Consider the following 26,089-nt stretch of genomic DNA (forward strand, 5'->3'; position numbering starts at 1 on the left):
CTTCGTAGCCGCTCGCCATCGCGGCGCTCTGGTCCCCCGTGGCGGACGCGGCGCTCCGGTACCCCGTGGCGGACGCGGCGCTCTGGTCCCCCGTGGCGGACGCGGCGCTCTGGTACCCCGTGGCGGACGCGGCGCTCTGGYCCCCCGTGGCGGACGCGGCGCTCTGGTCCCCCGTGGCGGACGCGGCGCTCCGGTACCCCGTGGCGGACGCGGCGCTCTGGTCCCCCGTGGCGGACGCGGCGCTCCGGTACCCTAATGGCTGGACCTTGGGATGCATTCCCCGTTGTAGAGACGCCGAAGGCCGCGGCGGCTGACCCGTGGGCGGCTTTCCCGGCCGTTGGCAGCCAGAAGCCCGGTGTAGGCGAGGACATGGCCAAAGCGGCTCCCTCTGCCGTTGCCCGCGGATTGCTGGGGTTGCCCGGGCTGCCGGGGACGATCGTGGATTATGCGCGGAAGGGCGGGCATTGGGCCGCTGATCAGACAGTAGGGCGCGCCGTCAATTATGCCAAAACAGGCTCTCTAGCGGTGCCTGATGAGCCGCCATCGACAGAGGCCACCAAAAAGGACGGGATCTTTAGGATTCCTGACCTGGGCCAAGTGGCCTCTGGTGAGAAACTGGTTGATTACGCGGCAAAGGCTGTCCCCGGCATCAAGTATGATCCGAAAACCCCCGAGGGGGAATATATCCGAACGCTGGGCGAGTTCGCGCCCGGGCTTCTGTCGCCAGGCTCAATCTTCCAGAAGATTGTCGGTGGTGTCGTGGTGCCCGCGGTCACTTCTGAGACGCTCGGGCAGATGGCGCGCAAGTTCGCTCCATCGTTGGAACCCGTCGCGCGCATCTTTGGCGGCATCGGCGGCAGCGTAGCCTCGACCGTCGCAACTCGACCGGCGACGGCCGAGAAAGCGCTATCTGGCGCATTGCAGGGCGTTGACGACGCAACCATGGTTAGGGCGGGGCAGTTGATGGAGGCCGCCCAGCAGCGCGGTGTTGCGCTGACTTGGCCCGAGGCTGTCAATCAGGTCTCGAACGGTTCTGCGGCGGGCCTGTCCAGCCTTCAGCACGTCGTCGAGAATTCCCGCGGCGGTTCAGGCGTAATGGCCCCGTTCATGGCGCAGCGGCCGGCGCAGGTCGAGGCGGCTGCGGCACCACCACGCCGACATACACACCCGGGAGCATTCCAATCGTCATTTCAGGAGACCCCCCTAGTGGCCTAAACGCCTCGGTTTGGCTTAATCGGGTTTTGGTGGATTTCACTTGCGGTCTTGGCGTATACATTTCTAACGTGTTCAATGTTGTTAGCGATGGGCTTGGGGTCCATCTTACATTGGGTGACAGCATTACTCTCGAGGACGTGACAAAAGCTCGACTCTCGAAAACAAGCGTATTCGGGGCCAGAGATGTTGTAGGGGCGCCTGCATCAGTGGCAGGCGTAAGAATGATCCGGTGCGAAAGTGTTCACTTGTCCGAGACTCATGTTGAACGGTGTACTGGTACGGGTCTTGTCATGACCGACTGCACCAATAACTCGACATCGCAGACCACACTCAGAGACAATAATGGGAATGGGTTTGCCTCCCTTGGCACATCTAACCGCAATATTAATTCCAACATGTTCAGCTACGGGAACGGTCTGAGTAGTTTGGTACAAGCCGGGGCGCAGTCTGCGACCGTGAACTGGATAGGGAACGGCGGGACGTTCATTGCGTCGACAACCGGTGCCGCAACTGTGTGAGACGTTGCGGCCGGGCAACGTTTGTGGCATTCGAGTGCATCAAAGGGGCTTCGCATTTGCAGCACTCTTCGCGTGTACCTTATGCCCAAACGCTGCGGGGTTATGCCGCGCTCAGCGTTCTCATTTCCCACTATTTCGGGATTTTCTGGCTCAACCCCAAAGCCGTCGGGGACCTTATCAACGCCCCCGACGCTTCCGTGACGTTGCCGTCGTATCTGGCCTGGCTCTTTGTCGTCCCGCAGTTCAATTGGGGGGCGTTCGGCGTCGCCCTGTTCTTCCTAATCAGCGGCTTCGTGATCCCGTTCTCCCTCAGCAGGCAGGGCGCCGGCGAGTTCTTGGTTGGCAGGCTTTTCCGCATCGTACCGCTTTACATGGTCGGTTTTTCGATCTCTCTCGCGGCGATCTGGGCGATGTCGCAGTATTTTTTGCGCCCGTGGCCCTTCTCTTTGAACGAGGTGGCTATCCACTACATGCCCGGGCTCCGCGATATTCTATGGTCGCGCAACATAGACGGCATCATCTGGACGCTTGAGGTCGAGATGAAGTTTTACGTCATCTGCGCGCTCCTGGCCGGATGGTTCCGCCGAATGTCGCTTTTCGTTTTTGTGGCGCCAATCGTCTTGCTGGCGATGTGCATCTTGGTCGGGGCTTCGCCGGCCGCGCAGCATTATCCGATCGCTCTGGCCGGCATGCTTTCGGGACCGTATCTGGTCTACATGTTCATCGGGGTGGCTTTCCACTACGCCCATGTTGGACGCGTCAACCCGCAACAGATGGCGTTCCTCGTCGCCGCGCTTTTCTTAGTTTATATCGCCGCGCTCAATGGCACTATATTCAATGCGCTACTCCCAACAGCCTGGAGTTATGGGGCGGCGCTGATAGTTTTTGCGTTCGCCGCGAGCTGCCCGTTGTTGTTCAAAAGGACGAAAATCGGGGAGTTCTTTGCCGATATCTCGTATCCTCTTTATGTTGTGCATGGGGTAGCGGGTTATGCCGCACTCCGGCTTCTGATCGATTGGGGCGCCTCGCCTCTGGTGTCTCTGGTAATCGTTACTGTAGGTGCGCTTGCGGTCGCGTGGGGGCTCCATGTCACCGTCGAGCTATGGTCTGACCGGAAGGGTAAACAGATCATCCAGCGCTGGAGGGTATGGCGAGATAAGACAAGCCGGGTTGAGCTGGCGCCGGCCGAATAACCAACCGCACCAGAAGTTCAGCAAAAGGTCGCCCCAACCGGGGCAGACCGGCCTCGCTTTCGCTGCCTGACGCAGCCGGCACTTGTTCAGCTAACGCCGCCCTCCGAGGCGGCTTTCCCCCAGCCCGCCCTAACCGGCGGGTTTTTCTTTGCCCGGAGCACAGACATGACACGCCGCATCAACGCCGAAGGGCTGAAGCTTGTGAAGCAATGGGAAGGCGTCAAGCTCACGGCCTACAAGGACGTAGCTGCGGTCTGGACCATCGGCTACGGCTCGACCGGCGCCCATGTGATACCCGGCATGACGATCAGCGCTGTGCGCGCCGAGCGCTTGCTGATGGATGACCTCGACCGTTTCGAGCGCGCCGTTGAACGCCTCGTCAAGGTCAATCTCAATGACAACCAGTTCGCCGCGCTCGTGTCGTTCGCCTTCAACGTGGGCGAGGGGAAGGGCGGCTTTGCGACCTCAACCCTGCTCAAGAAGCTGAATGCGGGCAACTACGACGCGGTCCCTGGCGAGCTGATGAAATGGGTGAACGCTGGCGGGAAGAAGGTTCAGGGCCTCGTCAACCGCAGGGCAGCAGAAGCTGGCCTTTGGGCGCGGGGCTCCTTCGTCTCCAGCAATACCGTTGAGGCCAAGCCTGCGAAGCCGCCGGTTGTCATAGCCGCCTTGCTCATGTCGTTTGCCGACACGACCACATACTCGACGCCCTCCTGCGTCACTCCGGTCTGGCCTATTTTAAGGTTGGCATCCCCGACCGTCCCCGCGATCTCAGCGGCCGGTGAGCCACGACGACGCCTTGCTCACCCACTGGTCAAAGCTGTCGAATTGCTGGTTGTGCTCGCTCATGGCGCCACCTCGCGGAGGGGCGAACGGGGCGGGGATCGGTTTGCAAATCGGCTGTAAGTGTCTGATTTGTGGACCATCGCTTTTCCCTCGGTTTGTGAGAAAAGCGTTTGAAATCAACGATAAAAGGTGCCTCTTAATCAGCGGGTCGTAGGTTCGAGCCCTACATCACCCACCACGAACCTTCCTTGAAGTTCAGTTATTTAGCCCCGCCTGGGGATCGGCCTTGCCCGGGACCGGCATGGTTGTTTTGCGGCTCGTCCTGCATGTGCTGGTATGCATTCGTGCCGAGCCAGCCAGATCTTCGACCCAGCGTAGCAGCGGCAACTTCGGCCAGATTCCAGCGCTCCGCACAGCTGGATGAGCGCCCCGTTTGAACGAAGGCGTGTGCGCGGATCGGGGCAGTCAGATCAGCCCTGTTCGAAAATCGCCGGCGTGCCGCCGGTGTGCAGGATGCAGGCCGCGTCATCGGGCGAAATGATGCGGTCTTCCGCCAGCTTCAGAAGCCCGGCGAAGGTTTTGGCCACGTAGGTCTGTTCAAGCATCAGCGCCTCATGCCGGGCAAAGAGAGCTGCCGCCTGAACCGATGCTGGCGTGGGGGTGCCATATCCCTCGCCGAGTTGTCCGAGGTCGATGCGGACGCGGTCGAGACACCCTGATGGCAGGGCTCGGCCAACAAGCCCAGCAAGGTCGCCCAGGATATCGGCGAGACGGCGCCGAAGGGTACAAGCGTCGTATTCGACGCTGACCAGATGGAAGGTCCACGGCAGTTCGAGGACGGCCGCTCCGAAGATCATTCCCGCTTCCGTCACGCCCATCGAGCCGGGAAGTACGATGTGCCGGAGATCGAGACGCAGCGCCTGGGCCTGTTCGGATAACTCCTGCGCCGCCCGGACATAGCCCAACGCCCCCAGAACCGGATCGCCAATCAGATAGGGCCGTCGTCCCGCTGCCTCGAGTTCGGCGATTGTCTGCCGCGCCAGCCGCCCGCGCTCCTCCTCGCCAACAGGGCCGAGCATCTGGATGTCGGCCCCCAGTCGCTTCGTCAGCAGGGCGTTGCCGCGCAGAGGAACCGATGGGTCTCCGGCATAGAGGACGAGCATGTCGATGCCGATTTTTGCCGCCGCCGCAGCGGCCAGCCGGCATTGGTTGGAGGGCAGGGCGCCGGCCACCACCAGCATGTCGCTGTTCCGTGCGAGCGCTTCTCCGATCCAGAATTCGAGGCTGCGCACCTTGTTGCCGCCGAAGGCCAGCGGCATGCAATCGTCGCGCTTGATCCAAAGCTGCGGATGCCCGGTCACACGGCTGATGCGGCGCATCGGCTCAAGCGCCGTTGGGCCGCCGACAAGATCGATCCGCGGAAACGCGCTCAGCATGACTTGGTCCAGATCCAGAACGCGGGGGCGCCCCCGCGACGCCGAGCATGGCGAGACAACCGAAGCGCCCTATAGCAATAGACAAGCCCGACGGCCGTGCAATCCAGCGCTCGATGCTGACGGTCAGGACGTCCGGGCTTGTCGGCGTGCCGCATTTGCCTCCGCATATTGCAGCAACCGGTCCAGATCATCGCGCGCGATGTCAAAGGTCTCGCCCATTTGCGCCAGAGCTTCGTCGATATCCGCCGCGATGAAGGGCTGAGCTGAGCCCGTCGGGAGTTTGTTCAGCTCGGTTCGTGCTGCACGATGGGGATAGGAGCGGCGCGAGAGGGCATGGAATGCTACCCCGAGCGCAACCAAGGCCAGCGAATTCAACCCGACGGGGATCAACGGGAACAGAGAGCCCCATTTGGCGACAGCCGAGCCACCAAGTGCGGCAGTCAGGGCAACCGCGCCGCCGGGCGGATGAAGCGACCGCGTGACCGACATGACGGCGATCGCAAGCGCCACCGCGAGCGCTGCAGCGAGGGTGACGTCAGGAACCGCCCAGGCGACGCAAAGGCCGACGCAGGCCGAGATGACATTGCCACCAATGACAGGCCAGGGCTGAGCAAGAGGGCTTGTCGGAACGGCGAAGATCAAGACCGCGGAGGCGCCAATCGGGGCAACAACCAGCGGCGACGGAGCGGGGAAGACAAGGCCGGCTGCGGCGGTCAACGCAATGGCGACGAATGCGCCCGCGCAGGCGATCAGACGTTCCGAGATCGTGGCGCCGGCGAGAATGGGACTGAAGAGTTTCACGCTGCCCGCGCTGGTCCGGTCCTTCGGAAGCGCTGCTTGTAATATGAGCATTGTGCGCAAATCAATGGCAATTACTTTAATTCACGTGGCAATTCGTTAATTGGCATCGCGCTTGACTGGGGCGAAGGGGCATTGTCGATCGATCGTGCGGGTGGGTAGAGAGATGCGGCTTCACCTCGTCGTCGGGGACCGCTTCGCATGCTGACCGAATTCGATATTCTCCTGAAGCTGCTCTGCGGCGCGCTTGCCGGCATCGCGGTAGGCTGGCAGCGGACGCTGAGGCACAAGAGCGCCGGCATCCGTACCTTCGGGCTCGTTGGTGTCGGCGCGGCAGCGGCGGCGGCCATTTTCAGTGGCGAGCTCTACGGGGCGCCTCATCCCGACGCCGCCAGCCGCGTCGTGCAAGGGGTCCTCACCGGCATCGGCTTTCTGGGCGCGGGCGTCATCATTCGGCGCGAAAGCGATGGCATGCCACATGGGCTGACGACAGCGGCGGCCGTCTGGGTGACGGCGGCGCTCGGCTCCGCGGCTGGGCTTGGTCATTGGCGGGTGGCTCTCACCGGCACGGCCATAGCGCTCGTCCTCCTCGTGATCGACCATTCGCTCGAACATTGGGTGCAGGGGCGTCCGCCGAAGGAGGCTCAATCCCCGAAGGCAAATGGATCAGGCTCAAAAGCAGAGACGGAGTCCGGAGATTCCTCGGCACCGTGACCGACGGGGCGTTCCTCCGCGCTGCTCCATATGATGGTACCAGTGCCCTGCCATCGATCAGGGCGTGAGCGGCGCTCTCGGAGTGCCGGGGCGTTTGGCGGGCCGGCGCGAACCTTCGCGGCTTCGACGCGTTGATGACCGAACAAGGAGTTCGTGATGTCCGCGACGACCACCGATCGGCTCAACTCACCGGGCGTGCCGCAGCCGCCATTTCCGCCGCCGGAGGCCCCGCCTCTGACGCCGGCAGAAGTCCCGCCGGCGCCGCCGGTCGAATCGCCGCCAGAGGAAGAGCCGGTCGGCGTCCCGCGCGATCCGCCGCCGGAGCTGCCACCGAATGTGCCGCCGGAGAGGCCTCCGGCGACACCGTTCGATCTGCCGCCCGACAGGGGGCCGCGCAAGCCTGTCGAATAGGCCTCAGAGTGCCGGCGTGTTGCCCTCGCCGAGATCCCAGTAGAGGCCCGCCATCATGCCGAGACCCTCGCGCGCGATGGCGACGGGCAGGTGCTCGTCGGGAGCATGCTGGGAGCAGCCGGGATAGGAATGCGGCACCCAGATGGTGCGCAGGCCCAGGATCTCCGAGAAGATGTCGTTCGGCAGCGAGCCGCCGAGATTGGGCAGCAGCGCGGGCTTCTTTTCTGTGGTCCTGGCGATCGAAGCGAGCGCCCAATGCACCCAGGCATCCTCGGGATCGAGGCGGGTCGCGTTGAAGATCTCGTCACGAGCGAGCGTGACCTCGACCATGCCGAAGCCGTGGCGCTTGAGGTGACGACGCAGCGCCGGCAGCACCTCCTGCGGGTCGATGCCGACCACGAAGCGGAGCTGGCAGCGGGCCCAGGCGCTCGGGGGCACGGCGTTCACGGGGGTTTCCGGCACGCCGGACTTCATCGCCAGCACGTCAAAGGAGCACCAGCCGAACACCTGCTCGGCGGGCGAGAGGCCGGGCTCGCCCCATTCCGGATCGATCGTCGGGCCGTCCGGGCCGCCATCGACCTCGCAATCGGCGAGTGCCTTGCGCACCGGCTCGGGCAACTCTTTCGGCACCCACTCATGGATGCGGATCTGGCCGGTCGGCGAGGCGATCGAAGCGATGACATGGGCCAGCTGGATGGCGGGATCGGAGAGGATGCCACCCCAGTTGCCGGAATGGTGGCCGCCTTCGCGGGCATTGATGGTGAGATCGAAGGTGACCCCGCCGCGCGAGCCGAGGAAGACCGTCGGGCGCTCGGCATTGAGGCGCGGCCCGTCCGAGCCGATCAGCACATCGGATTTGAACAGCTCCTTCTGCTCGGTGCAGAGCTCGCGCAGGCCGGGCGAACCGCATTCCTCGCCCATCTCGATCAGATACTTGGCGTTGAAGCCGAGCTTGCCGCGCGTTTCGAGGACGGCACGCAGGGCGTTGATGTTGATGACGTGCTGACCCTTGTTGTCGACGACGCCACGGCCATACCAACGGTCGCCGCGCTCGGTCAGTGTCCAGGGAGAGAGGCCCTCGCTCCACTGCTTGTCGAGGCCGCGGATCACGTCGCCATGGCCATAGCCGAAGATCGTCGGCAGGCTCGGGTCCTCGATACGCTCGGCGAAAAGGAACGGGCCCTTTGCGCGCGGATGGTTCAGCGTCCTGCAGGTGAAGCCGAGCGATTCCAGCAGCGGCTGCATTTCGCTCTCGAGATACTCGCTCAGAACCGGAGCACGCTCGGGGTTCTGGCTCTCGGTCGGCATCGCGACCAGGCGCGTAAGGTCGCTCTTGAACTTGCCGCTGTCGAAATAGTCATATGCATGCGCAATCGCCTTGGCGCGGGTCATGGTCGTCTCCTTGGATGTCAGGATGCAGTCGCGCCTGAGGCGGCGGATTCGTAGAGATGGCAGGCGACCAGCCCGCTCTCGTCCTGGCGCAGCTTGGGCGTCACCGTCGCGCATTGCGCCATCTTCGCCGGGCAGCGCGGATGGAAGGGGCAGCCGGGCGGCGGGTTGAGCGGGTCGGGAAAGGCGAGGCCGAGGCCGGTTTCCGGGATGCCCTTGCCCGGCTCCGGCGTCAGCACCGAGGCGAGCAGCGCCTTGGTGTAGGGATGGCGCGGCGCCTTGAAGAGGGTCGCGGTGTCGGTCAGTTCGACGACCCGGCCGAGATACATCACGGCGACGCGGGTCGCGATATGCTCCACCACCACGAGATTATGGCTGATGAAGACATAGGTCAGGCCAAGCTCGCTGCGCAGGTCGTTGAGGAGGTTGAGGATCTGCGACTGCACGGAGACGTCGAGCGCCGAGGTCGGCTCGTCGCAGACCACCATCTCGGGGTTGAGGATCAGCGCACGTGCGATGGCGACGCGCTGGCGCTGGCCGCCCGAGAGTTCGCGCGGATACCGGTCCGCGAAGCGCCTGGGAAGGCCGACCTTCTCGAGGATGTCGATGGCGCGTTTGCGCCGCTCGGCCGCTGTGCCAAGGCCCTGCACCGCGAGCGGCAGCGCGACGATCGAGGCAATCGTCCGGCGCGGGTTGAGCGAGGAATAGGGGTCCTGGAAAACCGGCTGCACCCGCCTGGCCATGCCGAGCCGCCCGAGCTTGCCGACATTCTCGCCGGAGAGCGCGATCTCGCCGCTCGATGGCGGCAGCAGGCCGAGCAGCATGCGCGCCAGCGTGGACTTGCCGCAGCCGGACTCGCCGACGATGCCGAGCACCTCACCCTTGGCGATCGCCAGCGATACGCCGTTGACCGCGTGCAGCGTGCGCTTGCCCTTGAACAGGCCTTGCCTGACCGAGAAGGAACGGGTCAGCTCGCGGGCCTCGAGCAGGATATCGGATTGCGGCAGGGTGTTGGTCGAGAGAGCGCCGCTCATGCCGCGTCCTCCAGGATGCAGCGCCAACTCTGGCCGTCAGGCCGGTGGCGCAAGGGTGGGGTTTGCGCACATGCCGCTTCAGCGTGCTGACAGCGATCGCGGAAGCTGCAGCCCTTGATCTCGCCGATGAGCGAGGGAACGACACCGGGAATGRCGCCGAGCTTGCCGCCCGGTTCGGTGCGTCCGGGGACGGGGATGCAGTCGATCAGCCCCTGTGTGTAAGGGTGGCGCGGCTGGCGGAAGATCGCTTCCGTCGGGCCTTCCTCGACGATCTGCCCGGCATACATCACGCCGACCCAGTCGGCGATGCGCGCGACGATGCCGAGGTCGTGCGTGATCAGCACCATGGCGATCCCGAGCTCCTGCTGGAGGTCGGCAAGCAGTCTCAGGATCTGCGCCTGGATGGTGACGTCGAGCGCCGTGGTCGGTTCATCGGCGATCAGCAGTTCCGGGCTGCACATCAGCGCCATGGCGATCATCACGCGCTGGCGCAGGCCGCCCGAGAGCTGGTGCGGATACTGGCCGAGACGCTGGGCGGCATTGGCGATACCGACCTTGTCGAGCAAATGGGTTGCGCGCTGGCGTGCTTCGGCCTCGCTCGCCTTCTTGTGCAGGCGATAGGCCTCGGTCATCTGGTCGCCGATGGTGTAGGCCGGATTGAGGGCCGTCATCGGTTCCTGGAAGATCATCGCCATGCGGTTGCCGCGCAGGCTGTTGATGCGCTTGGCGCCAGCCCTGGCGAGGTCTTCGCCGGCAAAGCCGAGCTTGCGGGCGCTGCGCTTCGCGGCCTTCGGCAGCAGGTCCATGATTGCAAGCGAGGTCATCGACTTGCCGCAGCCGGACTCGCCGACGAGGCAGAGTGTCTTGCCGCGCTCGACCTTGAAGGAGAGGTCGCGGACCGCATGGAGCGGGCCGCGCGGGGTGGCRATGTCGAYGGTGAGACCGTCGACATCCAGAATCACGGTGTTGTCGGAGGCCTGCATCAGCTGCGACCCTCCGGAGAGATCACGTCGCGCAGGCCGTCGCCGGCGAGGTTGATCGCGAAGATGAGCACGGCGAGCGCCGTGCCTGGCAGGGCGATGAGCCAGAACGAGAAGAACATGTAGGCCTTGGCTTCGGAGATCATCAGACCCCATGAGGGCAGGGGCGGCTGCACGCCGAGCCCGAGGAAGGAGAGCGCCGCTTCGAGCAGGATGGCGCTCGCCGCTTCCAGCGTGGCGACGACGATGAGATGCGGAGCGATGTTGGGCAGCACCTCGCCGAGGATGATGCGCGTGGTCGAGGCGCCGGCGGCCTGGGCGGCGGYGACATAGTCGAGCGAGCGGACCTGCTGGGTTGCGCTGCGCATGACGACCGCGAACCGGTCCCATTTCAGCAGGCCGAGCACCAGGATGACGATCCAGAGCGAGGAGCCGACGATGGCGACGACTGCGAGCGCGACCAGGATCACCGGCATCGACAGGCGCGTCGTCACCAGGAACGTCATCAGCATGTCGATCCGGCCGCCGAAATAACCGGCGAGCAGGCCCATCGTCGTGCCGATCAGGCCCGAGATGACGACGACGCTAATGCCGATCAGCAGCGAGATCCGGGCACCGTAGAGCAGGCGTGAGAGATAGTCGCGCCCGAGCGGATCGGTTCCGAGCGGATGGGCCYAATTGCCCTTCTCGTACCAGAACGGCGGCACATTGCGGGCCGTCAGGTTCTGCAGATATGGATCATGTGGCGCAAGAACCGGCGCGAGCAGCGCGATTGCGATGAAGAGCAGCAGCAGGCCGACGCCGAAGACGAAGGCCTTCTGGCCGAGCATGCGGCGCAGCAGCTTGCGGGCTTCGGAGAGCTCGGGTGCGTCGGGAGCGGAGAGTGCGGTTTCGCTCATGATCAAGCCACCCTGATGCGCGGGTCGAGCCAGGCATTGGCGATATCGGCCGCGAGCGTAAGCAGGACGTAAACGACCGAGAGCAGCAGGACGACGACCTGCATGACCGGGAAATCCTTGTAGGTAATGCTCTGATAGGCGAGGTAGCCGAGCCCATCGAGCGCGAAGATCGTTTCGATCACCACCGAGCCGCCGAGCAGGAAGCCGAGCTGGACGGCGGCGAGCGCCACCACGGGAACGACCGCGTTGCGCAGCGCGTGCTTGAAGACGACCTTTCCGGGGGGCAGTCCCTTGGCGCGGGCGGTACGGATATAATCGGCGGAGAGCACTTCGATCATGCCGGCGCGGATCAACCGCATGAAGGCCGGCGCGGCGTAGTAGCCGAGCGCCACGGTCGGCATGACATAGTGCAGCCAGCTATCGGAGCCGGAAACCGGCAGCCAGCGCAAGGTGATCGAGAACAGCATCACCAGGATCAGCGCGAAGAAGAAGTTCGGCATCGCCTGGCCGACGACGGCGATCGCCAGCGCAACGCGATCGATCCAGCTATTGGCGTAGATTGCCGCGAGCACGCCGAGCGGAATCGAGATCAGCAGCGCGAAAGCGAGCGATGTCAGGCCGAGGATCAGCGTTACCGGGAGCTTGGCCATCACCAGCGAGGCGACGTCGGTCTTGAAGTAGATCGACGTGCCGAGATCGCCGGAGAGTGTCCGCCAGAGCCAGTCGAGATACTGCACGACGATCGGCCGGTTCAGGCCGTAGGTCTCGCGGATCAGGTCGATATCGGCCTGCTGCGCACCTTCGCCGGCGATCGCTACCGCGACATCGCCCGACAGGCGCAACAGGAAGAAGGCGATGGCCGAGACGGCGAGCGCGACAAGCAGCGCCAGGCCCAGCCGTTTGAGAATGAAGCCTAACACGTGGTGCTTCCAATGATGTTCATGGGGAACGGAATCCCTGGTCATCCCGGCCTGAGCGCGCCGGAAAGCGGGGATCCACATCTGAATCCCTGTCCGAGACGCTCTGGCATGGATTCCGGATCGGCGCGGTCAGCACCGATCCGGGAAGACGCTTGGCTCGATCGGAGCGGAGAGCGTGTTACTTCCAGCTCATTTCCCAGAAGCGGACGAGCTCGTCCGGATAGGCCTTGAAGATCAGGTCCTTGTTCGCGACGTAATAGACCGGCAGCGAATAGAGCGGCGCGGCATAGGCCTTGTCGGCGATGATCTTCAGCGCCTCCTTGTAGGCCTCCTTGCGGACCTCCGGCGCGACCGAGTTGTTGCCCTTGTTCAGCAGGTCGCGGACCTGCGGATCACGGGTGATGTCCTCGCTGCGGAAGGCGAAATAGTTCGGTGTGTTGGCCGAGACGTCGTTGACCGAGAACGAGCCCCAGGTCTGGTGCGTCAGCATCGCCTTGTTGGTGGCGATGAGCTCGCGCATGGCGGCGTATTGCAGGAAGCGCAGGTTGGTCTTGATGCCGACGGCCTGGAGATAGCCGATCAGCGCCTCGGTCTGATTGCGTTCGCGATAGGCGACGATGTCGAGCGTGAGGTCCTTGACGCCAGCTTCGGCGAGCAGCGCCTTGGCCTTGGCGGGGTCGTAGGGGTAGCGCGCGGCGCCCTCGTCCGTGCAGCCGAACTGCGAGGGGAAGCAGATCGTATTGATGACGCGCGAGCCGTCGCCCACGATGTTCTTGACCATCGCCTCGCGATCGATGGCGTGGATGATCGCCTTGCGGACGCGCTCATCCTTGAGCGCCGGGGAGGGCGTGTTCTCGAGGATGTTCATCTGCATGAAGACGATGCGCATCGTCTCGCCGGAGACGACCTGCAGCATCGGCACGGTCTTGAGCTGGTCGGCCTGATCCTTTGGCACGTGCATGATCAGGTCGCCACCGCCCGACAGCATCTCGGCCATCTGGGTCTGGCGGTCGGGGATGAAGCGGATTTCGATCTTGCCGACCTTGGCCTGCGTCTTGGGCGAATCCTTGAAGTAGTCCTTGTTGGTCTCAAGGGTGATCGACTTGCCGGGGACGTAGTTCGTGACCTTGTAAGGGCCCGAGCCGACCGGCTTCTCGTTCTGCCCCTTGGGGCCGACCTTCTCGTAATACTCGTTCGGATGGATCACGACCGGACCGGCAAGATACTCGATCGCAGCCGGGAAGATCTCCTTGGTGGTCAGGCGGACCTTGTACTTGTCGAGCTTCTCGGCCTTCTCGATCCAGTTGACGTTGCCCTGGGTGACGACCTTGCTTTCGGGCTTGGCGACGAAATTCAGGGTGTAGACCACGTCATCGGCGTCGAATTCCTCGCCGTTGTGGAACTTCACGCCTTCGCGGAGCTCGAACTCGATGGTCTTGTCGTCGATCTGCTTCCAGCTCTTGGCGAGTTGGCCCTTGTACTCGTTGGTGACCGGGTCGCGATAGACCAGCGTATCCCAGACATTGGCGCCGATGATCACGCCGATGCGGACATTGTTGAAAAAGGGGTCGACGTTCTCAGGTGCCTGATCATAGGCGAAGCGGACGTTATTGGCGGCCTTTTGGGCGAATGCCGGCGTGGCCGCTCCCGCTGCGGCCAGAGCCGTCGAAGCCAGGGCCAACGCGATGGCCTTCGTGACAAATCTCATACTTCTTCCCCTCGCAGCGTTATCGCTCGTCTTGGTGTAGCCACGTGCGGCAACGGTCATCCGTCGCTCTGCATGCAGTTTGAAATCTGCCTAAGGAAAGCGCTTGCCGCCATAAGAATGAATAGAAGGGATCATTGCCGAACCGGCAAAGCATCGCTAAAGCCCGATCATGCAAACTCCGGCGTTGCGATATTTCCTGGCCGTGGCGCGAACAGGTTCCGTCAGCGCCGCGGCGCAGCGGCTGCGCGTTGCCGGCTCGGCCGTCAGCCGACAGATCGCCAATCTGGAAAAGGAACTCGGCGCCGGCCTGTTCGAGCGGCGCTCACACGGCATGATCCTGACCCAGGCCGGCCAGACGCTTGCCGCCTATGCCCAGCGCCTCGAGCTCGAGAGCGAGCAGATCGTCAACGAAATCCGCGAGTTGCGCAGCGCGAGCAAGGGCCTGATCCGCCTCGGCGTCACCGAGGGCTTTGCCGTCAGCTTCATCCCCGAAGTCATTTACAATTTCCGGAAGTTCCACCCCAATGTTGCTTTCGATCTCAAGGTGATATCGCCTCAGGTCGTGACCGAGCATATCCGCACCGGTTCGATCGATATCGGCCTGACCTTCGTGCTACAGCCGGAGCGCGGGGTGACGATCAACTGGCAATGTGCGGCCCAGACCTATGCCTTCGTTGCGCCGCATCATCCGCTGGCGACCAAGACGCCGATCCATATCGAGGACATTTTCGCCCATCCGATCGGGATGCTCGATGGCGAGGCGACGGTGCGCAGGATCGTCGATATCTACTTCTCGGCGCGGGGCCTGACCGTCGACCCGGTTCTGGTCACGACCAATGTCGCGAGCCTCAGACATCTCTGCAAGCTCGGCGGTGCCGTGATGTTCGCCAGCAGCATCTCCTTCGGCGCCTCGGTCCGCGATGGCTCGGTGGTCGCGCTGCCGCTCAGGGATGGCGAGTTGCCGCCGCGCAGCCTGCAAGTGCAAACCATGTCGGGCCGTGTGCTGCCGCGGCTGGTGACGAACTTCATCACCGTGCTGATCGCGGAACTGCAGGCGGCCGACGCCGTGGCTGCAGCGGCGACGCCGCGGGCCGGGCAGGCGGCCATACCTGCCGAAGCGAGGGAAGCCGAGGGAGCATGACGAAGCCGACCGGAAGAGGCGTGGCGCCGTCGGAGATCATGATCCCGCACCCGCACCAGCTTGTCGCGCGCGATGCGATCCTTACCGCGCGCGCGGCTGGAAAGCCGGGCTTCCTGCTCGGCGATCTGACCGGACTCGGCAAGACGCTTTCGGCCTGGCTCGCCGTTGCCGCGATGCCGGAGGACGAGGTGCTGGTGATCTGCCCCAAGGGCGCGATCCCACAATGGCGGCGCACCATCGCGCATTCCGGCCTGCCGCCGAAGAAGATCACGCTGATGAATTTCGAGCGGACGAAGTCATTGCTCGCAGCCCCCACCGACAGCAAGAAGCGCTCGACGCGGGCAAAGAACAACGAGCTCGCGAAGCTCGGGACGCCGAAGCGGGTCTGGCCGATCGTGGTGATCGACGAGGCGCATCGCATCCGCAATCCGAACTCGCAGCAGGGACTGGTCTGCCGCCAGATGGCCGCGGCGGCCCGCTTCGCGATTTATATGAGCGCGACGGCGGGGCAATCCCCGCACGAACTCTCCTATCTCGGATCGCTGCTGGCCCAGGCCGCCGGTGCTCCGAGCGCCGATCTCGACGGTTTTCGCGCCCTGATGAAGCGCCTGAAGATTGGCCGGGCGAAGGGGCGCTGGAAGAACTGGAGCTGGGAGTCGAACGAGGCCGACCGGAAGCTCATGTCGGATCTGCTGTACCGGGGCGAGAACGCAATCGGATTGCGCCGGCGGCCGGAAGAGATCGCCGGCTGGCCAGAGGTGCAGCGTGAGCTGGCGCCGATCGCGTTGGATGCGCCGGCACGGCGCCTCTACGACGCGACATGGCGCGAGTTCCGGCGGGAGCTCGGCCTGGCCGGTGGTTCGACACGCAAGCCGGCCGGCTGGGCGGCCGATCTCAGGTTCCGCCAGAAGGCGAGCCTGCTGCGTATTCCTGGCACCGCCGATTTCGTCGAAGACCTGCTCGGCAATGACGAACAGGTCGCGATCTCCGTCGCCTTTCTCGAGACCAGCGCGATGCTGACGGAGATGCTGCGCGGGCGCGGCTGGAAGGTCGGCGAGATCAATGGCGAGCATTCCGGGCAGGCCAATGAAGAGACGCGGCTTGCCTTCCAGACCGGGGCGCTCGACGTCGTCGTCTTTACGGTGACGGAGTCGATCTCCCTGCATCGCGGCGAGATGGCAGGCGGCGAGCGCGAGCGGTCGCTGGTCGTCCACGACATGCGACACAGCGCGATTCAACTGCAGCAGATCGAAGGCCGCTGCCATCGCGACGGTCAGCACGCCACGATCTTCTATGCCTATGCCGAGGATACGGTGGAGGAGACGGTCGCGGCCACCGTCATAATCCGCATGGCGGCGATGGACGGAATGGCCGGCGACGACACGCAGATGCTGGATGCGATCGCGTCCCTCGTCGAGGAGCGAGCCGCGGCCTGAATGCACGGCAACCAGGTGTCACTGTTTGACGCTGCCCAGCAGGGAGTTGGTCAGGCCGACAAGGCCCAGCCATATCTCGCGGGTATAGGCGCCCTGATGAACGACAGCGTCAAAGCCGATAGCGATCACGGCGATGATCAATAGAATCCGGAACATGTGATCCCTCCTGGCCGAACCCTTGTTCAGAACGCAGGCGAGACCGGCCTGTTCCGCAGCGCAGCACGGTTCGCCGCCGCGGGTGGGCATCTATCAGCCGGTTGACCCTTGCATCGCGGCGGTGTCCCTTCGCGTTGCATCGAGGAGCGGTGAGGAAGCGGCATGTTCGAGGATCTGCAGGGCAAGCGCGTGCTGGTGACCGGTGCGTCTTCAGGGCTCGGTGAGTATTTCACCCGGCTTCTCGCGGCGCGGGGTGCGCATGTCGTTGCTGCTGCGCGCCGCCTCGACCGGTTGTCCGAGCTGGCTCGTTCCTGCGCCGGATTGCCGGGCAAGGTGATGCCGCTCGCGCTCGACATCGGATCGGTCGCGGCGATCGAGACCGGCATCCCGGAGGCGCAGGCTGCAATGGGCGGCCTCGATCTGCTGGTCAACAATGCCGGCGTTGCCGATCCCGAGCGCGCGCTGAGCCTGAGCGAGGTGCAATGGGATGCACATCTCGATATCAATCTGAAGGGCTGTTTCTTCGCCGCACAGGCGGCGGCGCGATTGATGGCACAGCAGGAAAGCGGCGGCGCCATCGTCAATATCGCCTCGATCCTCGCCGAGCGCGTGGCGCTCAGCGTCGCGCCCTATGCGATTTCGAAGGCTGGACTGGTCCAGATGACCAAGGCGCTGGCGCTGGAGTGGGCGCGCCACAAGATCAGGGTGAACGCGCTGGCACCGGGCTATGTCGTCACCGATCTCAATCGCGCCTTCTTCGAGACTGATGAGGGCAAGGCGCTGATCAAGCGCATCCCGATGCGCCGCGCCGCCGATCTCACCGATCTCGACGGCCCATTCCTGCTGCTATGCTCAGACGCCGCCCGCTTCATGACCGGCTCGGTCGTTGCCGTCGATGGCGGCCATCTGGTCAGCGGGCTGTAGAGCCATTCAGCCCGGCGGCAACAGATCCCGCAGCCTGAGCAGCGCGATCTTCTCCACCTGGACCAGCGCGGTCAGGAATTCCTGCTCCGGGGTGCTCTTCAGGCGCTCCTCGAAGGCAGCGACGATCTCATCCTTGGTGAGCCCCTTGACTGCGATGATGAAGGGGATGCCGAAGCGGGCCTTGTAGGCTTCGTTCAACGCTGTGAAGCGTGCGCGCTCGTCGCTGGTCAGCCGGTCGAGGCCGGCCGAGGCCTGTTCGATCGTCGACTCTGGAGTCAGTTCCTTGGCGGCGGCAAGCTTCCCGGCAAGATCGGGATGGGCGAGGAGAAGCGCGCGCTGCTGGTCGCGCGAACCGGAGCGCATCGCCTTCGCCATTGCCCTGTGCAGGCCTTCCGCGCTGTCCTCGCGGGCCGAGAGACCGGCGTCATAGGTGGCTTCGGCTACCCAGGGCGAGTGTTCCCAGACCCGGCCGAACACCTCGGCGAAAAGGGCTTTCGGGAGCTTTGATGGCTGGTAACCTCCGGCCGGCGGATGCTGCCTGATCCAGTGGCGGGCGATATCGAGCCGGGTCGCGACCCAGACGCGATCATGGCTGCGGACATAATCGAGGAAACGAGCCAGCGCCGCGGCGCGGCCCGGACGGCCGACCAGCCGGCAATGCAGCCCGATCGACATCATCTTCGGCGCCTCGTCGCCCTCCGCATAGAGGGTGTCGAAGGAATCCTTGAGATAGGTGAAGAATTGCTCGCCGGTGTTGAAGCCCTGCGGCGTGGCGAAGCGCATGTCGTTGGCGTCGAGCGTATAGGGGACCGTGAGCTGCGGGCCCTTCGGTCCGGTGATCCAGTAGGGCAGTTCGTCAGCGTAGGCGTCGGCGGTGTAGAGAAAGCCGCCTTCCTCCATCATCAGCGGCGTCGTGTTCTCGGATGAACGCCCTTGGTAGAAGCCGAGCGGTCTTTCGCCGGTGAGTGCGCGCTGGATGCTGATCGCCTCATCGATATCGGCGCGCTCCTGCTCGGCGGGGAGACTGCGATAGTCGATCCATTTCAGCCCATGGGTGGCGATTTCCCAGCCGGCCTCCTTCATCGATGTGACGATCTCGGGATAGCGCGCGAGCGCACTCGCAACGGCGAACACCGTCACCGGCAGGCGGCGTTCGGTGAACATGCGCCAAAGCCGCCAGTAGCCGGCACGCGAGCCGTATTCGTAGATTGACTCCATGTTCATGTGGCGCTGGCCGGGCCAGGGCGCGGCTCCGACGATTTCGGAGAGAAAGGCCTCCGAGGCCGCGTCTCCATGGAGGATGCAATTCTCGCCGCCTTCCTCGTAATTGATCACGAACTGCACGGCGATGCGGGCATTGCCCGGCCAGTGCGGATGGGGGGCATTGCGGCCATAGCCGACGAGGTCGCGGGGGTAGGTGTGGTCGCTCATGGCTGGTGCTCGCGAGGGTGATCTTGACGTGGCGGGAGGCGCCAGGGATTGGGGCAGGGCGGCGATGTCGGTGTTGCGTAGGCTTTACCGAGAGCCGCAATCCGGTTTTCGGGGCCGATGCCTCAACTGCCGCGATAGGTCGAGTAGCTCCAGGGCGAGGCCAGGAGCGGGACATGGTAGTGGCCTTCGGCGTCAGCGATGCCAAAGCGGATCGGCACGACATCGAGGAAAGCCGGCTCCGGCATGGTGGTGCCGAGCGAGCGAAAATAGGCACCGAGCGCAAAGGTCAGTTCGTAGGTGCCGGGCTGGACGGCCTCTCCGGTGAGCAAAGGCTGGTCGGTGCGTCCATCGGCATTGGTCGTGGTCTCGATGATGCGCTCGCGCTTGCCATCGGGCGTCAGGCGATCGAGTGCAAGTGTCAGACCCGCGGCGGGCCTGCCATTGACCGTGTCGAGCACATGCGTCGAGAGGCGTCCCATCCCATCCAATCCCTTGAAAATGCGCCGGCCGAGCCGCTGATGCTGTGTGCTGCTCGTGGCGAAGCTTGCGTTCGGAAAAAGGCCAACCCTAGTCTGGACGCATCATGAAGGTTCCATCCCGGATTCGGCCCTGTCAATCAATTGCGCGCCCTCGGGGAGTGGGGATTTCCCATGCTTGACGCCTATCTGCTCGAATGGGGCGGCATGCTGCTGCGCTGGCTGCATGTGATCACGGCGATCGCCTGGATCGGCGCGTCCTTCTTCTTCATCCATCTCGACGCGTCCCTGCGGCCCGAGGCCGATATCCCGGCAGGTGAGGGAGGACGTGCCTGGCAGGTGCATGGCGGCGGTTTCTACGAGATGCGCAAATATCTGGTCGCCCCGCCGCGCATGCCGGAGGAACTGACCTGGCATAAATGGCAGAGCTACTGGACGTGGATCTCGGGCTTCTTCCTGCTGGTCTGGGTCTATTACGCTCAGTCGGAACTCTATCTGATCGACCCGGCGGTCATGGCGCTATCGCCCTTCGCCGCGGGCGCGATCGGCATTGCCGCGCTGGCCCTGGGCTGGCTGTTCTATGACTGGCTCTGCAAGTCCCCGCTGGGCAAGAACGAGGTCGTGCTCGGCCTGCTCGGCTTCGGCTATGTCGTTGCCGCATCCTACGCCTTCAGCCAGGTCTTCTCCGGGCGCGGCGCGCTGATCCATACCGGTGCGCTGATGGCGACGATCATGACCGCCAATGTCTTCTTCATCATCATGCCGAACCAGCGGAAGGTCATCGCCGCATTGACGGCCGGCGAGAAGCCCGATCCGCGACTGGGCAAGCAGGCCAAGCAACGCTCGACGCACAACAATTACATCACCCTGCCGGTGCTGTTCCTGATGCTGTCGAACCACTACCCCGTCACCTATGCGAATTCGGCGATCATCCCGGCCCTGGTGGCGCTGATCATCATCGCCGGCGCGCTGATCCGGCATTTTTACAATGTCCGCCATGCCGACCACGCGAAATCGCCGTGGTGGACCTGGGCCGTTGCACTGGTTGCGCTCTGGCTCGCCTTCTGGTTGGCGATGGCATCGTCTCCGGGCGGGCGCGAACGGCTCGGCCTGAAGGCTATCGAGCCGGCCAGGCCGGCACTTCTGGCGGGAATGAACCTGCCGCCCGCCGAGGTGGCTAACATCGTGACCGGGCGCTGTGCCATGTGCCACGCGCCGGAGCCATCCTGGCCCGGCATCCAGATCGCGCCCAAGGGAATCTGGCTGCATGAGCCGGAGMGGATCGCCGTTCAGGCCCGCGCCATCCGGACACAGGCGGTGATGACCCATACCATGCCGCCCAATAACCTGACCGGCATGACGGATGCAGAGCGGCGCACGCTCGGAGCCTGGCTCGCCGCGCAGCGCTGAGGCCTCCGGGCTTTCGAATGCGTTCAGCCTGTTTTCGACCGGCGCACGAAAATGTGAACCCATTCAGTTTCGGTTCACGTGGGCCTTGGCAAGGTCAGCAATACTGACTGGGCTGGAAGAAGGTTCCCACAACGGGGCCGTCCGTGCCGGGGGACCTTGGGGGTCCGGGTGAAGCGGTTTGAAGGGCAGGTCGCCGGCTATTGGCTGGCGGCCCTGGGATTTGTTTGTGCGTGGAGCATCCTGTGCTGGCCCTGGCTTTCGGGGGCGGTCACGATTCCCTTCGATGCCAAGGCGCATTTCCAGGCCCAGATTCAGTTTCTCGCCCAGGCCCTGCATAGCGGCCAGTCGCCATTCTGGACGCATAATGTCTTCGGCGGCTCGCCACAGGTTGCCGATCCGCAATCCCTGATCTTCTCGCCCGCCATCCTGCTCGCGCTGCTGACGCCATCGCCGAGCTTCCGGATGGTGGATGCCTACGTGCTGGCGCACCTGCTCGCCGGCGGGCTCGCCTTCCTGATGTTCTTCCGCGATCGCGGCTGGCACCCGGCTGGCGGCCTGCTTGCCGCGCTCGTCTTCGCCTTTGGCGCCTCGGCTGCCTGGCGTGTGCAGCATGTCGGCCAGATCGCGAGTCTCGCATTCTTTGCGATCGCCTTCTGGCTGACGGCGCGCATGCTTCAGCGCTCGTCGCTGCGCGCTGGCGCGCTTGCCGGCTTTGCCGCCGGCATGATGGTGCTGGAGCCCGACCAGGTGGCGCTGCTGGGCGCCTATGTGCTGATCGGCATGGTCGTCGCGCATTGGTTCTCCGGCGGCTGGGCCGCTGTCCGCGCGAGCCTCGCACCGATTTCGGTCGCGAGCGTTGCGGGACTTGCGACGATTCTGCTGCCGCTGATCTGGACCTGGCTTTTCGCCGAGGCGACGACTCGTCCCGAGGTCGATCTCATCGAAGCTGGGCGCGGCTCGCTGCATCCGGCCTCGCTGCTGACCGCCTTCGTGGCTGATCTTTTCGGCGCGCGCGATCCGGCCGTGGACTTCTGGGGCCCTTACAGCCCGGCCTGGGATGCCAAGGAGCTCTTTCTGTCGCAGAATATGGGGCAGGTCTATGTCGGGGCGCTGCCGCTGTTGCTCTTGATCGCGCCGGGCCTGAGCCGTGGCTGGCTCTGGGACAAGGCCATCCGGCCGCTGACGCTGCTCTTCGTCTTCATGGTTCTGTTTGCGCTCGGGCGCTACACGCCGCTGTTTCAGGCGACTTACGAGTATTTGCCGGGCGTGAAGGTCTTCCGGCGCCCGGCCGATGCGACCTTCCTGATCGGCGCGCTTGGTGCGCTGCTCGCAGGATACGTGCTGCATCGCATTCTGAGCGAGGAGCGTCTCGGTTCACTGTATCGCGATCTCGGTTTTGCCGGAGTGGTCGTCGCTGCGCTCGTCGCCGCGGCCTTGTTCATCTCGAAGCGCGAGGGGCACCTTGCCGACGCCTGGTGGCCGAGCCTGTCGGCGGCCTTCTGGTTTGCGGGTGCGGGGCTGGTCCTGGTCGTGCTGACGCGCTGGCGCGGAGCGCTGGCGCCGCTCGCCAGCGTGCTCCTGGTCGCCGGCGTCGTCGGCGCGGATCTTGGCGTCAATAACGGCCCCAACGACTCGACTGCATTGTCGCCGCAGCTCTACGACGTGCTCCGTCAGGAGACGAAGAACGAGACCGTCCACATTCTCAAGCAACTGGTTGCCCAGCCGGCCGGTTCGCCACGCCGTGACCGCGTCGAGTTGCTCGGCATGGGGTTCGAATGGCCGAATGTCGGGATGGTTCACGGCTTTGACCATACGCTCGGCTATAATCCGTTGCGGCTGGCCGATTTCTCGGATGCGGTCGGCACGCGGGACTCGATCGCTGCGCCGGACCAGCGCAAGTTCACACCGCTTTTTCCCTCCTATCGCTGCCGCCTCGCCGATCTCCTCGGCCTGCGCTACATCGCGACGCGGGTTCCGATCGGCCAGGTCGATCACGCGCTGAAATCGGATGATCTCAAGCTCGTCGCCTTCACGGGGGATGGATACATCTACGAGAACCCACGGGCCTTGCCGCGCGCCATGTTCGTCGGTGGGTGGCAGCTTGCCGACTTCGACGGCATGAAATCTGCGGGCCAGTGGCCCGACATCGATCCGCAGCAGGTTGTGCTGCTCGATAGCGTGCCGCCGGATGCGGTGCCGGAAGGGCCGATTTCGGCGCAAGCCGAGGTCAAGCTGACGCGCTATCAGAACACCGAAGTTGAGATCACGGTCACGACGGACAAGCCTGGCTTCGTCCTGCTCAACGACATCTGGCATCCATGGTGGCGGGCGGAGCTCGACGGTGCGGACGTCGATATCCTGAGGGCGAATGTGCTGTTTCGCGCCGTGCAGGTGCCGGCGGGGACGCATACCGTGCGCTTCAGTTTCAAGCCGGTCGAGGGCGCCATCGCGGAGCTGCGCGATCGCGTCGAACCGATCGTGCCCGAGGAGGCGCCTTCGGCTGCCGAGCCGCGCGTGGCGGCGGGATCCGGCCCGACGCCCAATCCGCGTCTCTATGAAGATGGCGGCTGGTTCGAAAGCCGCGATCACGGCCAAGCGCCGCAGACTGCGACCCTGGTTCGCTAAATCATCGGACCGGATTTCGTATCAGGCCCGATGGTCTATCCTTTCCGCGTCTGGATCGGCTTTCCCGAAAACCGCAATCCAGTTTTCGGGCCGATGCGTCAGATCGCCCCCCAAAGGAAAGGTCCGGCGACACGAACGCATCGCCGGACCCAAATTGCTCGAGGAGAAGCCTTGCGGGTTTCGCCTCGCCTAGCCCTCAGGCGACGCCGAGCTTCTTCTGCAGGCTGGTCGAGGAGGTGGTGTACTGGAAGGTCAACCGCTTCTCCGGATAGACATAACGGTGCACCTTCTGGGCGGCGAGCGCCGCCTCATGGAAGCCCGAGAGGATCAGCTTGAGCTTGCCGGGATAGGTGTTGATGTCGCCGATGGCGAAGATGCCCGGCACATTGGTCTCGAATTTCTCGGTGTCGACCGGGATCAGGTTCTCGTGCAGGTTCAACCCCCAGCTCGCGATCGGTCCGAGCTTCATCGTCAGCCCGAAGAACGGCAGCAGGGCATTGCAGGAGACCTCGAAGGCCTCATTGGCACTGTCGCGACAGATCGCGGCTTCCAGTGCGGTGCCGTCGCCCTTCAGGCCGGTGACCTGACCGATCCTCAGATCCATCCTACCGTCCGCGACCAGTGCCCGCATCTGCTCGACCGAATGCGGCGCAGCGCGGAAATCGTCGCGACGGTGCATCAGCGTCACTCGCTTGGCGAGGGGCTGCAGGTTCAGGGTCCAGTCGAGCGCGGAATCGCCGCCGCCGACGATCAGGATCTCGCGGTCGCGGAAGGCTTCCATCTTCCGGACGGCGTAGAAGACGCTGTTGCCCTCATAGGCCTCGATCCCCGGGATCGGCGGCTTCTTCGGCAGGAATGATCCGCCCCCGGCGGCAACGAGCACCGTCTTGGTGTTGAAGACGGTGCCGGCATCGGTGCGCACCCGGAAGCGCGGCGCCTCCGCCGTGCCGGTCGGCTCGAGCGACTCGATCATCTGGTTGAGATGGAAGGTCGGGCCGAAGGGTTTGACCTGCTCGATCAGATTGTCGACCAGGCCCTGTCCCGTGACCATCGGAAAACCGGGAATGTCATAGATCGGCTTTTCCGGATAAAGCTCGGCACATTGGCCGCCGACCTTCGGCAGGATGTCGACGAGATGGGCGCGGATATCGAGCAGACCGAGTTCGAACACCGCGAACAGGCCGCACGGACCCGCGCCGACGATCACGACGTCGGTTTCGATGACCTCGCTCTCAGCGACGTTCTCGTTGGCAATTTCGGCACTCATCGTGAATTCCCTCGGGGTGTTCCCTGCGGCCATGCGCGGGAGCCGATGCAGCAAATCCTGCTGCGATGCAATGAAAACCCCCGCCCAAGCGTAGGCGGTAGCCGGAAAAGAGAAGAATTTCCTGTTTCAGGCGCCCGTGTCAGCAACAAGGCCTATGCTTATAATCCCGGCGATGGCCGCTGCCTCGTCATTGTCCGAGGTGTCTCCCGAGATTCCGATTGCGCCAAGCAGCACGCCGGCCCCATCGCGCATGAGCACACCACCCGGGACCGGCACGAGCGATCCGCCGACCGCATGGGTTGCTGCTTCAATGAAATAGGGGCGGTCGAGCGCCATCTTGTGCAGGGCGCGCGACCCGAGGCCGAGCGCCACGGAGCCATGCGCCTTGCCGAATGCGATCTCGCCGCGCTTCAGGCTGGTGCCGTCCTGGGCCGCAAAGGCCTTCTGGGCCCCCCGCGCATCGATGATGGCGATCGCGAGCGGTTTAAACCCGGATTTCTCGGCATGGGCGAGCGTGTTGGTGAGGATGGTCTGGGCCTGGGCCAAGGTAAGCATGGGAAGGGCCTTCCGTTGAGGACGCGAGCTTCTTGCCAGCCCGCGGGCACGGAGGGAAGCTGCCGCAGCGCGCAAGCTGCCATGTCATGGTGAAACCTGCCGGCATATCGCCCCCTTTGCCGGCATCACGCAATTCAACTTGAACTTGCAGGGGCAAGCAGGCTTCATATCAGCCCCGACACTGGAGGATAAGCTATGGGTCTGTTCAGTTTCATCAAGGAAGCCGGTGCGAAGATCTTCGGTGGTTCGGCACAGGCGGCGACGCCCGACGCTCTGCAGAAGGAATTGGCCGGGCACGGGCTGCCCTCCGACGTCAATATCCAGATCGATGGCGACAAGGTGAAGGTGTCCGGCAAGGCGGTTTCTACCGAAGAGGCCGAGAAGATCATTCTTGCGCTCGGCAACACGACGGGCGTCGCGCAGGTCGAGTCCGAGCTGGCGGTCACGAAGGAAGCGCCCGCTGCCGTGTTCTACACGGTCAAGAAGGGCGATACGCTCTGGAAGATCGCCGAGGAGCATTACGGCAAGGGGCAGGGCGCGAAATACACCGAGATCGTCAAGGCCAATACGCCGCCGGTGAAGAATCCCGACCTAATCATGCCCGRCTGGGTGCTGCGTATTCCGCCCAAGGCCTGATCCGCTTTCGGGTTACTGAAGCAACGGCATG

24 protein-coding genes are annotated in these 26,089 nt (G+C 64.2%); 11 read left to right on the forward strand and 13 right to left on the reverse strand.

The window, feature by feature from the left end; translation table 11 throughout:
* Positions 1-369: 369 nt before the first annotated feature.
* The 3 genes from AC1D34_RS00395 to AC1D34_RS00405 all read left to right on the forward strand — a co-directional run bounded on the left by AC1D34_RS00395 (position 370) and on the right by AC1D34_RS00405 (position 3,832).
* A complete protein-coding gene (locus tag AC1D34_RS00395; RefSeq protein ID WP_476823197.1) occupies positions 370-1,215 on the forward strand; it encodes a hypothetical protein in 846 nt (281 codons plus the stop codon).
* A gap of 541 nt (positions 1,216-1,756) precedes the next feature.
* Entirely contained in the window at positions 1,757-2,926 is a 1,170-nt protein-coding gene (locus tag AC1D34_RS00400; RefSeq protein ID WP_476823198.1) for an acyltransferase family protein, read from the forward strand.
* A gap of 165 nt (positions 2,927-3,091) precedes the next feature.
* Positions 3,092-3,832 (forward strand): lysozyme, encoded by a 741-nt coding sequence (locus AC1D34_RS00405; protein ID WP_476823199.1) that lies wholly within the window; start codon positions 3,092-3,094, stop codon positions 3,830-3,832.
* Positions 3,833-4,182: 350 nt separating this feature from the next.
* Here the strand turns inward: AC1D34_RS00405 and AC1D34_RS00410 are convergent, their stop codons facing one another.
* Both AC1D34_RS00410 and AC1D34_RS00415 read right to left on the reverse strand, forming a co-directional pair.
* Positions 4,183-5,148, reverse strand: a complete 966-nt coding sequence (locus tag AC1D34_RS00410; protein WP_476823200.1) for a pyridoxal-phosphate dependent enzyme — start codon at positions 5,146-5,148, stop codon at positions 4,183-4,185.
* Between the two features lie 123 nt (positions 5,149-5,271).
* The gene (locus AC1D34_RS00415; RefSeq protein ID WP_476823201.1) at positions 5,272-5,949 is read right to left on the reverse strand and encodes an HPP family protein; all 678 of its coding nucleotides are present in this window, start codon (positions 5,947-5,949) and stop codon (positions 5,272-5,274) included.
* 198 nt (positions 5,950-6,147) lie between these two features.
* Between AC1D34_RS00415 and AC1D34_RS00420 the strand changes: the two genes are divergently transcribed.
* Together AC1D34_RS00420 and AC1D34_RS00425 are read left to right on the forward strand one after the other, a co-directional pair.
* Positions 6,148-6,660 carry an MgtC/SapB family protein gene (locus tag AC1D34_RS00420; RefSeq protein WP_476823202.1) on the forward strand — a complete coding sequence of 171 codons (513 nt, stop codon included), beginning with the start codon at positions 6,148-6,150 and terminating at the stop codon, positions 6,658-6,660.
* 156 nt (positions 6,661-6,816) lie between these two features.
* Positions 6,817-7,071, forward strand: a complete 255-nt coding sequence (locus AC1D34_RS00425; protein ID WP_441491552.1) for a hypothetical protein — start codon at positions 6,817-6,819, stop codon at positions 7,069-7,071.
* A 3-nt stretch (positions 7,072-7,074) separates the two neighbouring features.
* Here the strand turns inward: AC1D34_RS00425 and AC1D34_RS00430 are convergent, their stop codons facing one another.
* The 6 genes from AC1D34_RS00430 to AC1D34_RS00455 all read right to left on the reverse strand — a co-directional run bounded on the left by AC1D34_RS00430 (position 7,075) and on the right by AC1D34_RS00455 (position 14,001).
* Positions 7,075-8,463: a M20 family metallopeptidase gene (locus AC1D34_RS00430; protein ID WP_476823203.1), complete on the reverse strand. Its 1,389-nt coding sequence runs from the start codon at positions 8,461-8,463 to the stop codon at positions 7,075-7,077.
* Between the two features lie 17 nt (positions 8,464-8,480).
* Complete coding sequence (locus tag AC1D34_RS00435; protein ID WP_476823204.1) at positions 8,481-9,494, reverse strand: ABC transporter ATP-binding protein; 1,014 nt, start codon at positions 9,492-9,494, stop codon at positions 8,481-8,483.
* On the reverse strand, positions 9,491-10,477 hold the full coding sequence (locus AC1D34_RS00440) for an ABC transporter ATP-binding protein (protein ID WP_476823205.1): 987 nt from the start codon (positions 10,475-10,477) through the stop codon (positions 9,491-9,493). Before AC1D34_RS00440 ends, AC1D34_RS00435 begins: the two co-directional genes overlap by 4 nt.
* Complete coding sequence (locus AC1D34_RS00445; protein WP_476823206.1) at positions 10,477-11,373, reverse strand: ABC transporter permease; 897 nt, start codon at positions 11,371-11,373, stop codon at positions 10,477-10,479. The genes AC1D34_RS00440 and AC1D34_RS00445 overlap by 1 nt, the downstream gene beginning before the upstream one ends.
* Positions 11,374-11,375: 2 nt before the next feature.
* A complete protein-coding gene (locus AC1D34_RS00450) occupies positions 11,376-12,293 on the reverse strand; it encodes an ABC transporter permease (RefSeq protein ID WP_043237557.1) in 918 nt (305 codons plus the stop codon).
* 178 nt (positions 12,294-12,471) lie between these two features.
* Positions 12,472-14,001, reverse strand: coding sequence for an ABC transporter substrate-binding protein (locus tag AC1D34_RS00455; protein ID WP_476823207.1), 1,530 nt, complete (start codon positions 13,999-14,001; stop codon positions 12,472-12,474).
* Between the two features lie 169 nt (positions 14,002-14,170).
* Between AC1D34_RS00455 and AC1D34_RS00460 the strand changes: the two genes are divergently transcribed.
* Together AC1D34_RS00460 and AC1D34_RS00465 are read left to right on the forward strand one after the other, a co-directional pair.
* Positions 14,171-15,142: a LysR family transcriptional regulator gene (locus AC1D34_RS00460; RefSeq protein WP_476823208.1), complete on the forward strand. Its 972-nt coding sequence runs from the start codon at positions 14,171-14,173 to the stop codon at positions 15,140-15,142.
* Positions 15,139-16,578 carry an SNF2-related protein gene (locus tag AC1D34_RS00465; protein ID WP_476823209.1) on the forward strand — a complete coding sequence of 480 codons (1,440 nt, stop codon included), beginning with the start codon at positions 15,139-15,141 and terminating at the stop codon, positions 16,576-16,578. The genes AC1D34_RS00460 and AC1D34_RS00465 overlap by 4 nt, the downstream gene beginning before the upstream one ends.
* Before the next feature lie 18 nt (positions 16,579-16,596).
* On the opposite strand, the gene AC1D34_RS00470 is transcribed toward AC1D34_RS00465, so the two are convergent.
* Positions 16,597-16,734 (reverse strand): hypothetical protein, encoded by a 138-nt coding sequence (locus AC1D34_RS00470; protein ID WP_476823210.1) that lies wholly within the window; start codon positions 16,732-16,734, stop codon positions 16,597-16,599.
* A gap of 162 nt (positions 16,735-16,896) precedes the next feature.
* Here AC1D34_RS00470 and AC1D34_RS00475 point away from each other — a divergent pair, with 162 nt between their 5' ends.
* Positions 16,897-17,658 carry an SDR family NAD(P)-dependent oxidoreductase gene (locus tag AC1D34_RS00475; RefSeq protein WP_476823211.1) on the forward strand — a complete coding sequence of 254 codons (762 nt, stop codon included), beginning with the start codon at positions 16,897-16,899 and terminating at the stop codon, positions 17,656-17,658.
* Positions 17,659-17,664: 6 nt separating this feature from the next.
* Here the strand turns inward: AC1D34_RS00475 and puuE are convergent, their stop codons facing one another.
* Both puuE and uraH read right to left on the reverse strand, forming a co-directional pair.
* Positions 17,665-19,089 carry an allantoinase PuuE gene (gene puuE / locus AC1D34_RS00480; RefSeq protein WP_476823212.1) on the reverse strand — a complete coding sequence of 475 codons (1,425 nt, stop codon included), beginning with the start codon at positions 19,087-19,089 and terminating at the stop codon, positions 17,665-17,667.
* A 122-nt stretch (positions 19,090-19,211) separates the two neighbouring features.
* The gene (uraH, locus tag AC1D34_RS00485) at positions 19,212-19,568 is read right to left on the reverse strand and encodes a hydroxyisourate hydrolase (protein ID WP_476823213.1); all 357 of its coding nucleotides are present in this window, start codon (positions 19,566-19,568) and stop codon (positions 19,212-19,214) included.
* 171 nt (positions 19,569-19,739) lie between these two features.
* Between uraH and AC1D34_RS00490 the strand changes: the two genes are divergently transcribed.
* Entirely contained in the window at positions 19,740-20,975 is a 1,236-nt protein-coding gene (locus AC1D34_RS00490) for a urate hydroxylase PuuD (protein ID WP_476823214.1), read from the forward strand.
* A 168-nt stretch (positions 20,976-21,143) separates the two neighbouring features.
* The gene (locus tag AC1D34_RS00495) at positions 21,144-23,600 is read left to right on the forward strand and encodes a hypothetical protein (protein WP_441491539.1); all 2,457 of its coding nucleotides are present in this window, start codon (positions 21,144-21,146) and stop codon (positions 23,598-23,600) included.
* 196 nt (positions 23,601-23,796) lie between these two features.
* Here the strand turns inward: AC1D34_RS00495 and AC1D34_RS00500 are convergent, their stop codons facing one another.
* Both AC1D34_RS00500 and AC1D34_RS00505 read right to left on the reverse strand, forming a co-directional pair.
* Positions 23,797-24,867: an NAD(P)/FAD-dependent oxidoreductase gene (locus AC1D34_RS00500; RefSeq protein ID WP_476823215.1), complete on the reverse strand. Its 1,071-nt coding sequence runs from the start codon at positions 24,865-24,867 to the stop codon at positions 23,797-23,799.
* 126 nt (positions 24,868-24,993) lie between these two features.
* Positions 24,994-25,422 (reverse strand): GlcG/HbpS family heme-binding protein, encoded by a 429-nt coding sequence (locus AC1D34_RS00505; protein ID WP_476823216.1) that lies wholly within the window; start codon positions 25,420-25,422, stop codon positions 24,994-24,996.
* A gap of 195 nt (positions 25,423-25,617) precedes the next feature.
* Here AC1D34_RS00505 and lysM point away from each other — a divergent pair, with 195 nt between their 5' ends.
* Positions 25,618-26,058: a peptidoglycan-binding protein LysM gene (gene lysM / locus AC1D34_RS00510; RefSeq protein ID WP_476823217.1), complete on the forward strand. Its 441-nt coding sequence runs from the start codon at positions 25,618-25,620 to the stop codon at positions 26,056-26,058.
* Positions 26,059-26,089: the final 31 nt, after the last annotated feature.

It is taken from the genome of Allobosea sp. P1_A7 (assembly GCF_056406775.1).

Coding starts and splice junctions, on each gene's coding strand:
- AC1D34_RS00395 (WP_476823197.1), top strand. CDS start 370: ATGGCCAAAGCGGCTCCCTCTGCCGTTGCCCGCGGATTGCTGGGGTTG.
- AC1D34_RS00405 (WP_476823199.1), top strand. CDS start 3,092: ATGACACGCCGCATCAACGCCGAAGGGCTGAAGCTTGTGAAGCAATGG.
- AC1D34_RS00410 (WP_476823200.1), bottom strand. CDS start 5,148: ATGCTGAGCGCGTTTCCGCGGATCGATCTTGTCGGCGGCCCAACGGCG.
- AC1D34_RS00420 (WP_476823202.1), top strand. CDS start 6,148: ATGCTGACCGAATTCGATATTCTCCTGAAGCTGCTCTGCGGCGCGCTT.
- AC1D34_RS00425 (WP_441491552.1), top strand. CDS start 6,817: ATGTCCGCGACGACCACCGATCGGCTCAACTCACCGGGCGTGCCGCAG.
- AC1D34_RS00430 (WP_476823203.1), bottom strand. CDS start 8,463: ATGACCCGCGCCAAGGCGATTGCGCATGCATATGACTATTTCGACAGC.
- AC1D34_RS00435 (WP_476823204.1), bottom strand. CDS start 9,494: ATGAGCGGCGCTCTCTCGACCAACACCCTGCCGCAATCCGATATCCTG.
- AC1D34_RS00455 (WP_476823207.1), bottom strand. CDS start 14,001: ATGAGATTTGTCACGAAGGCCATCGCGTTGGCCCTGGCTTCGACGGCT.
- AC1D34_RS00460 (WP_476823208.1), top strand. CDS start 14,171: ATGCAAACTCCGGCGTTGCGATATTTCCTGGCCGTGGCGCGAACAGGT.
- AC1D34_RS00465 (WP_476823209.1), top strand. CDS start 15,139: ATGACGAAGCCGACCGGAAGAGGCGTGGCGCCGTCGGAGATCATGATC.
- AC1D34_RS00470 (WP_476823210.1), bottom strand. CDS start 16,734: ATGTTCCGGATTCTATTGATCATCGCCGTGATCGCTATCGGCTTTGAC.
- AC1D34_RS00475 (WP_476823211.1), top strand. CDS start 16,897: ATGTTCGAGGATCTGCAGGGCAAGCGCGTGCTGGTGACCGGTGCGTCT.
- puuE (WP_476823212.1), bottom strand. CDS start 19,089: ATGAGCGACCACACCTACCCCCGCGACCTCGTCGGCTATGGCCGCAAT.
- uraH (WP_476823213.1), bottom strand. CDS start 19,568: ATGGGACGCCTCTCGACGCATGTGCTCGACACGGTCAATGGCAGGCCC.
- AC1D34_RS00500 (WP_476823215.1), bottom strand. CDS start 24,867: ATGAGTGCCGAAATTGCCAACGAGAACGTCGCTGAGAGCGAGGTCATC.
- AC1D34_RS00505 (WP_476823216.1), bottom strand. CDS start 25,422: ATGCTTACCTTGGCCCAGGCCCAGACCATCCTCACCAACACGCTCGCC.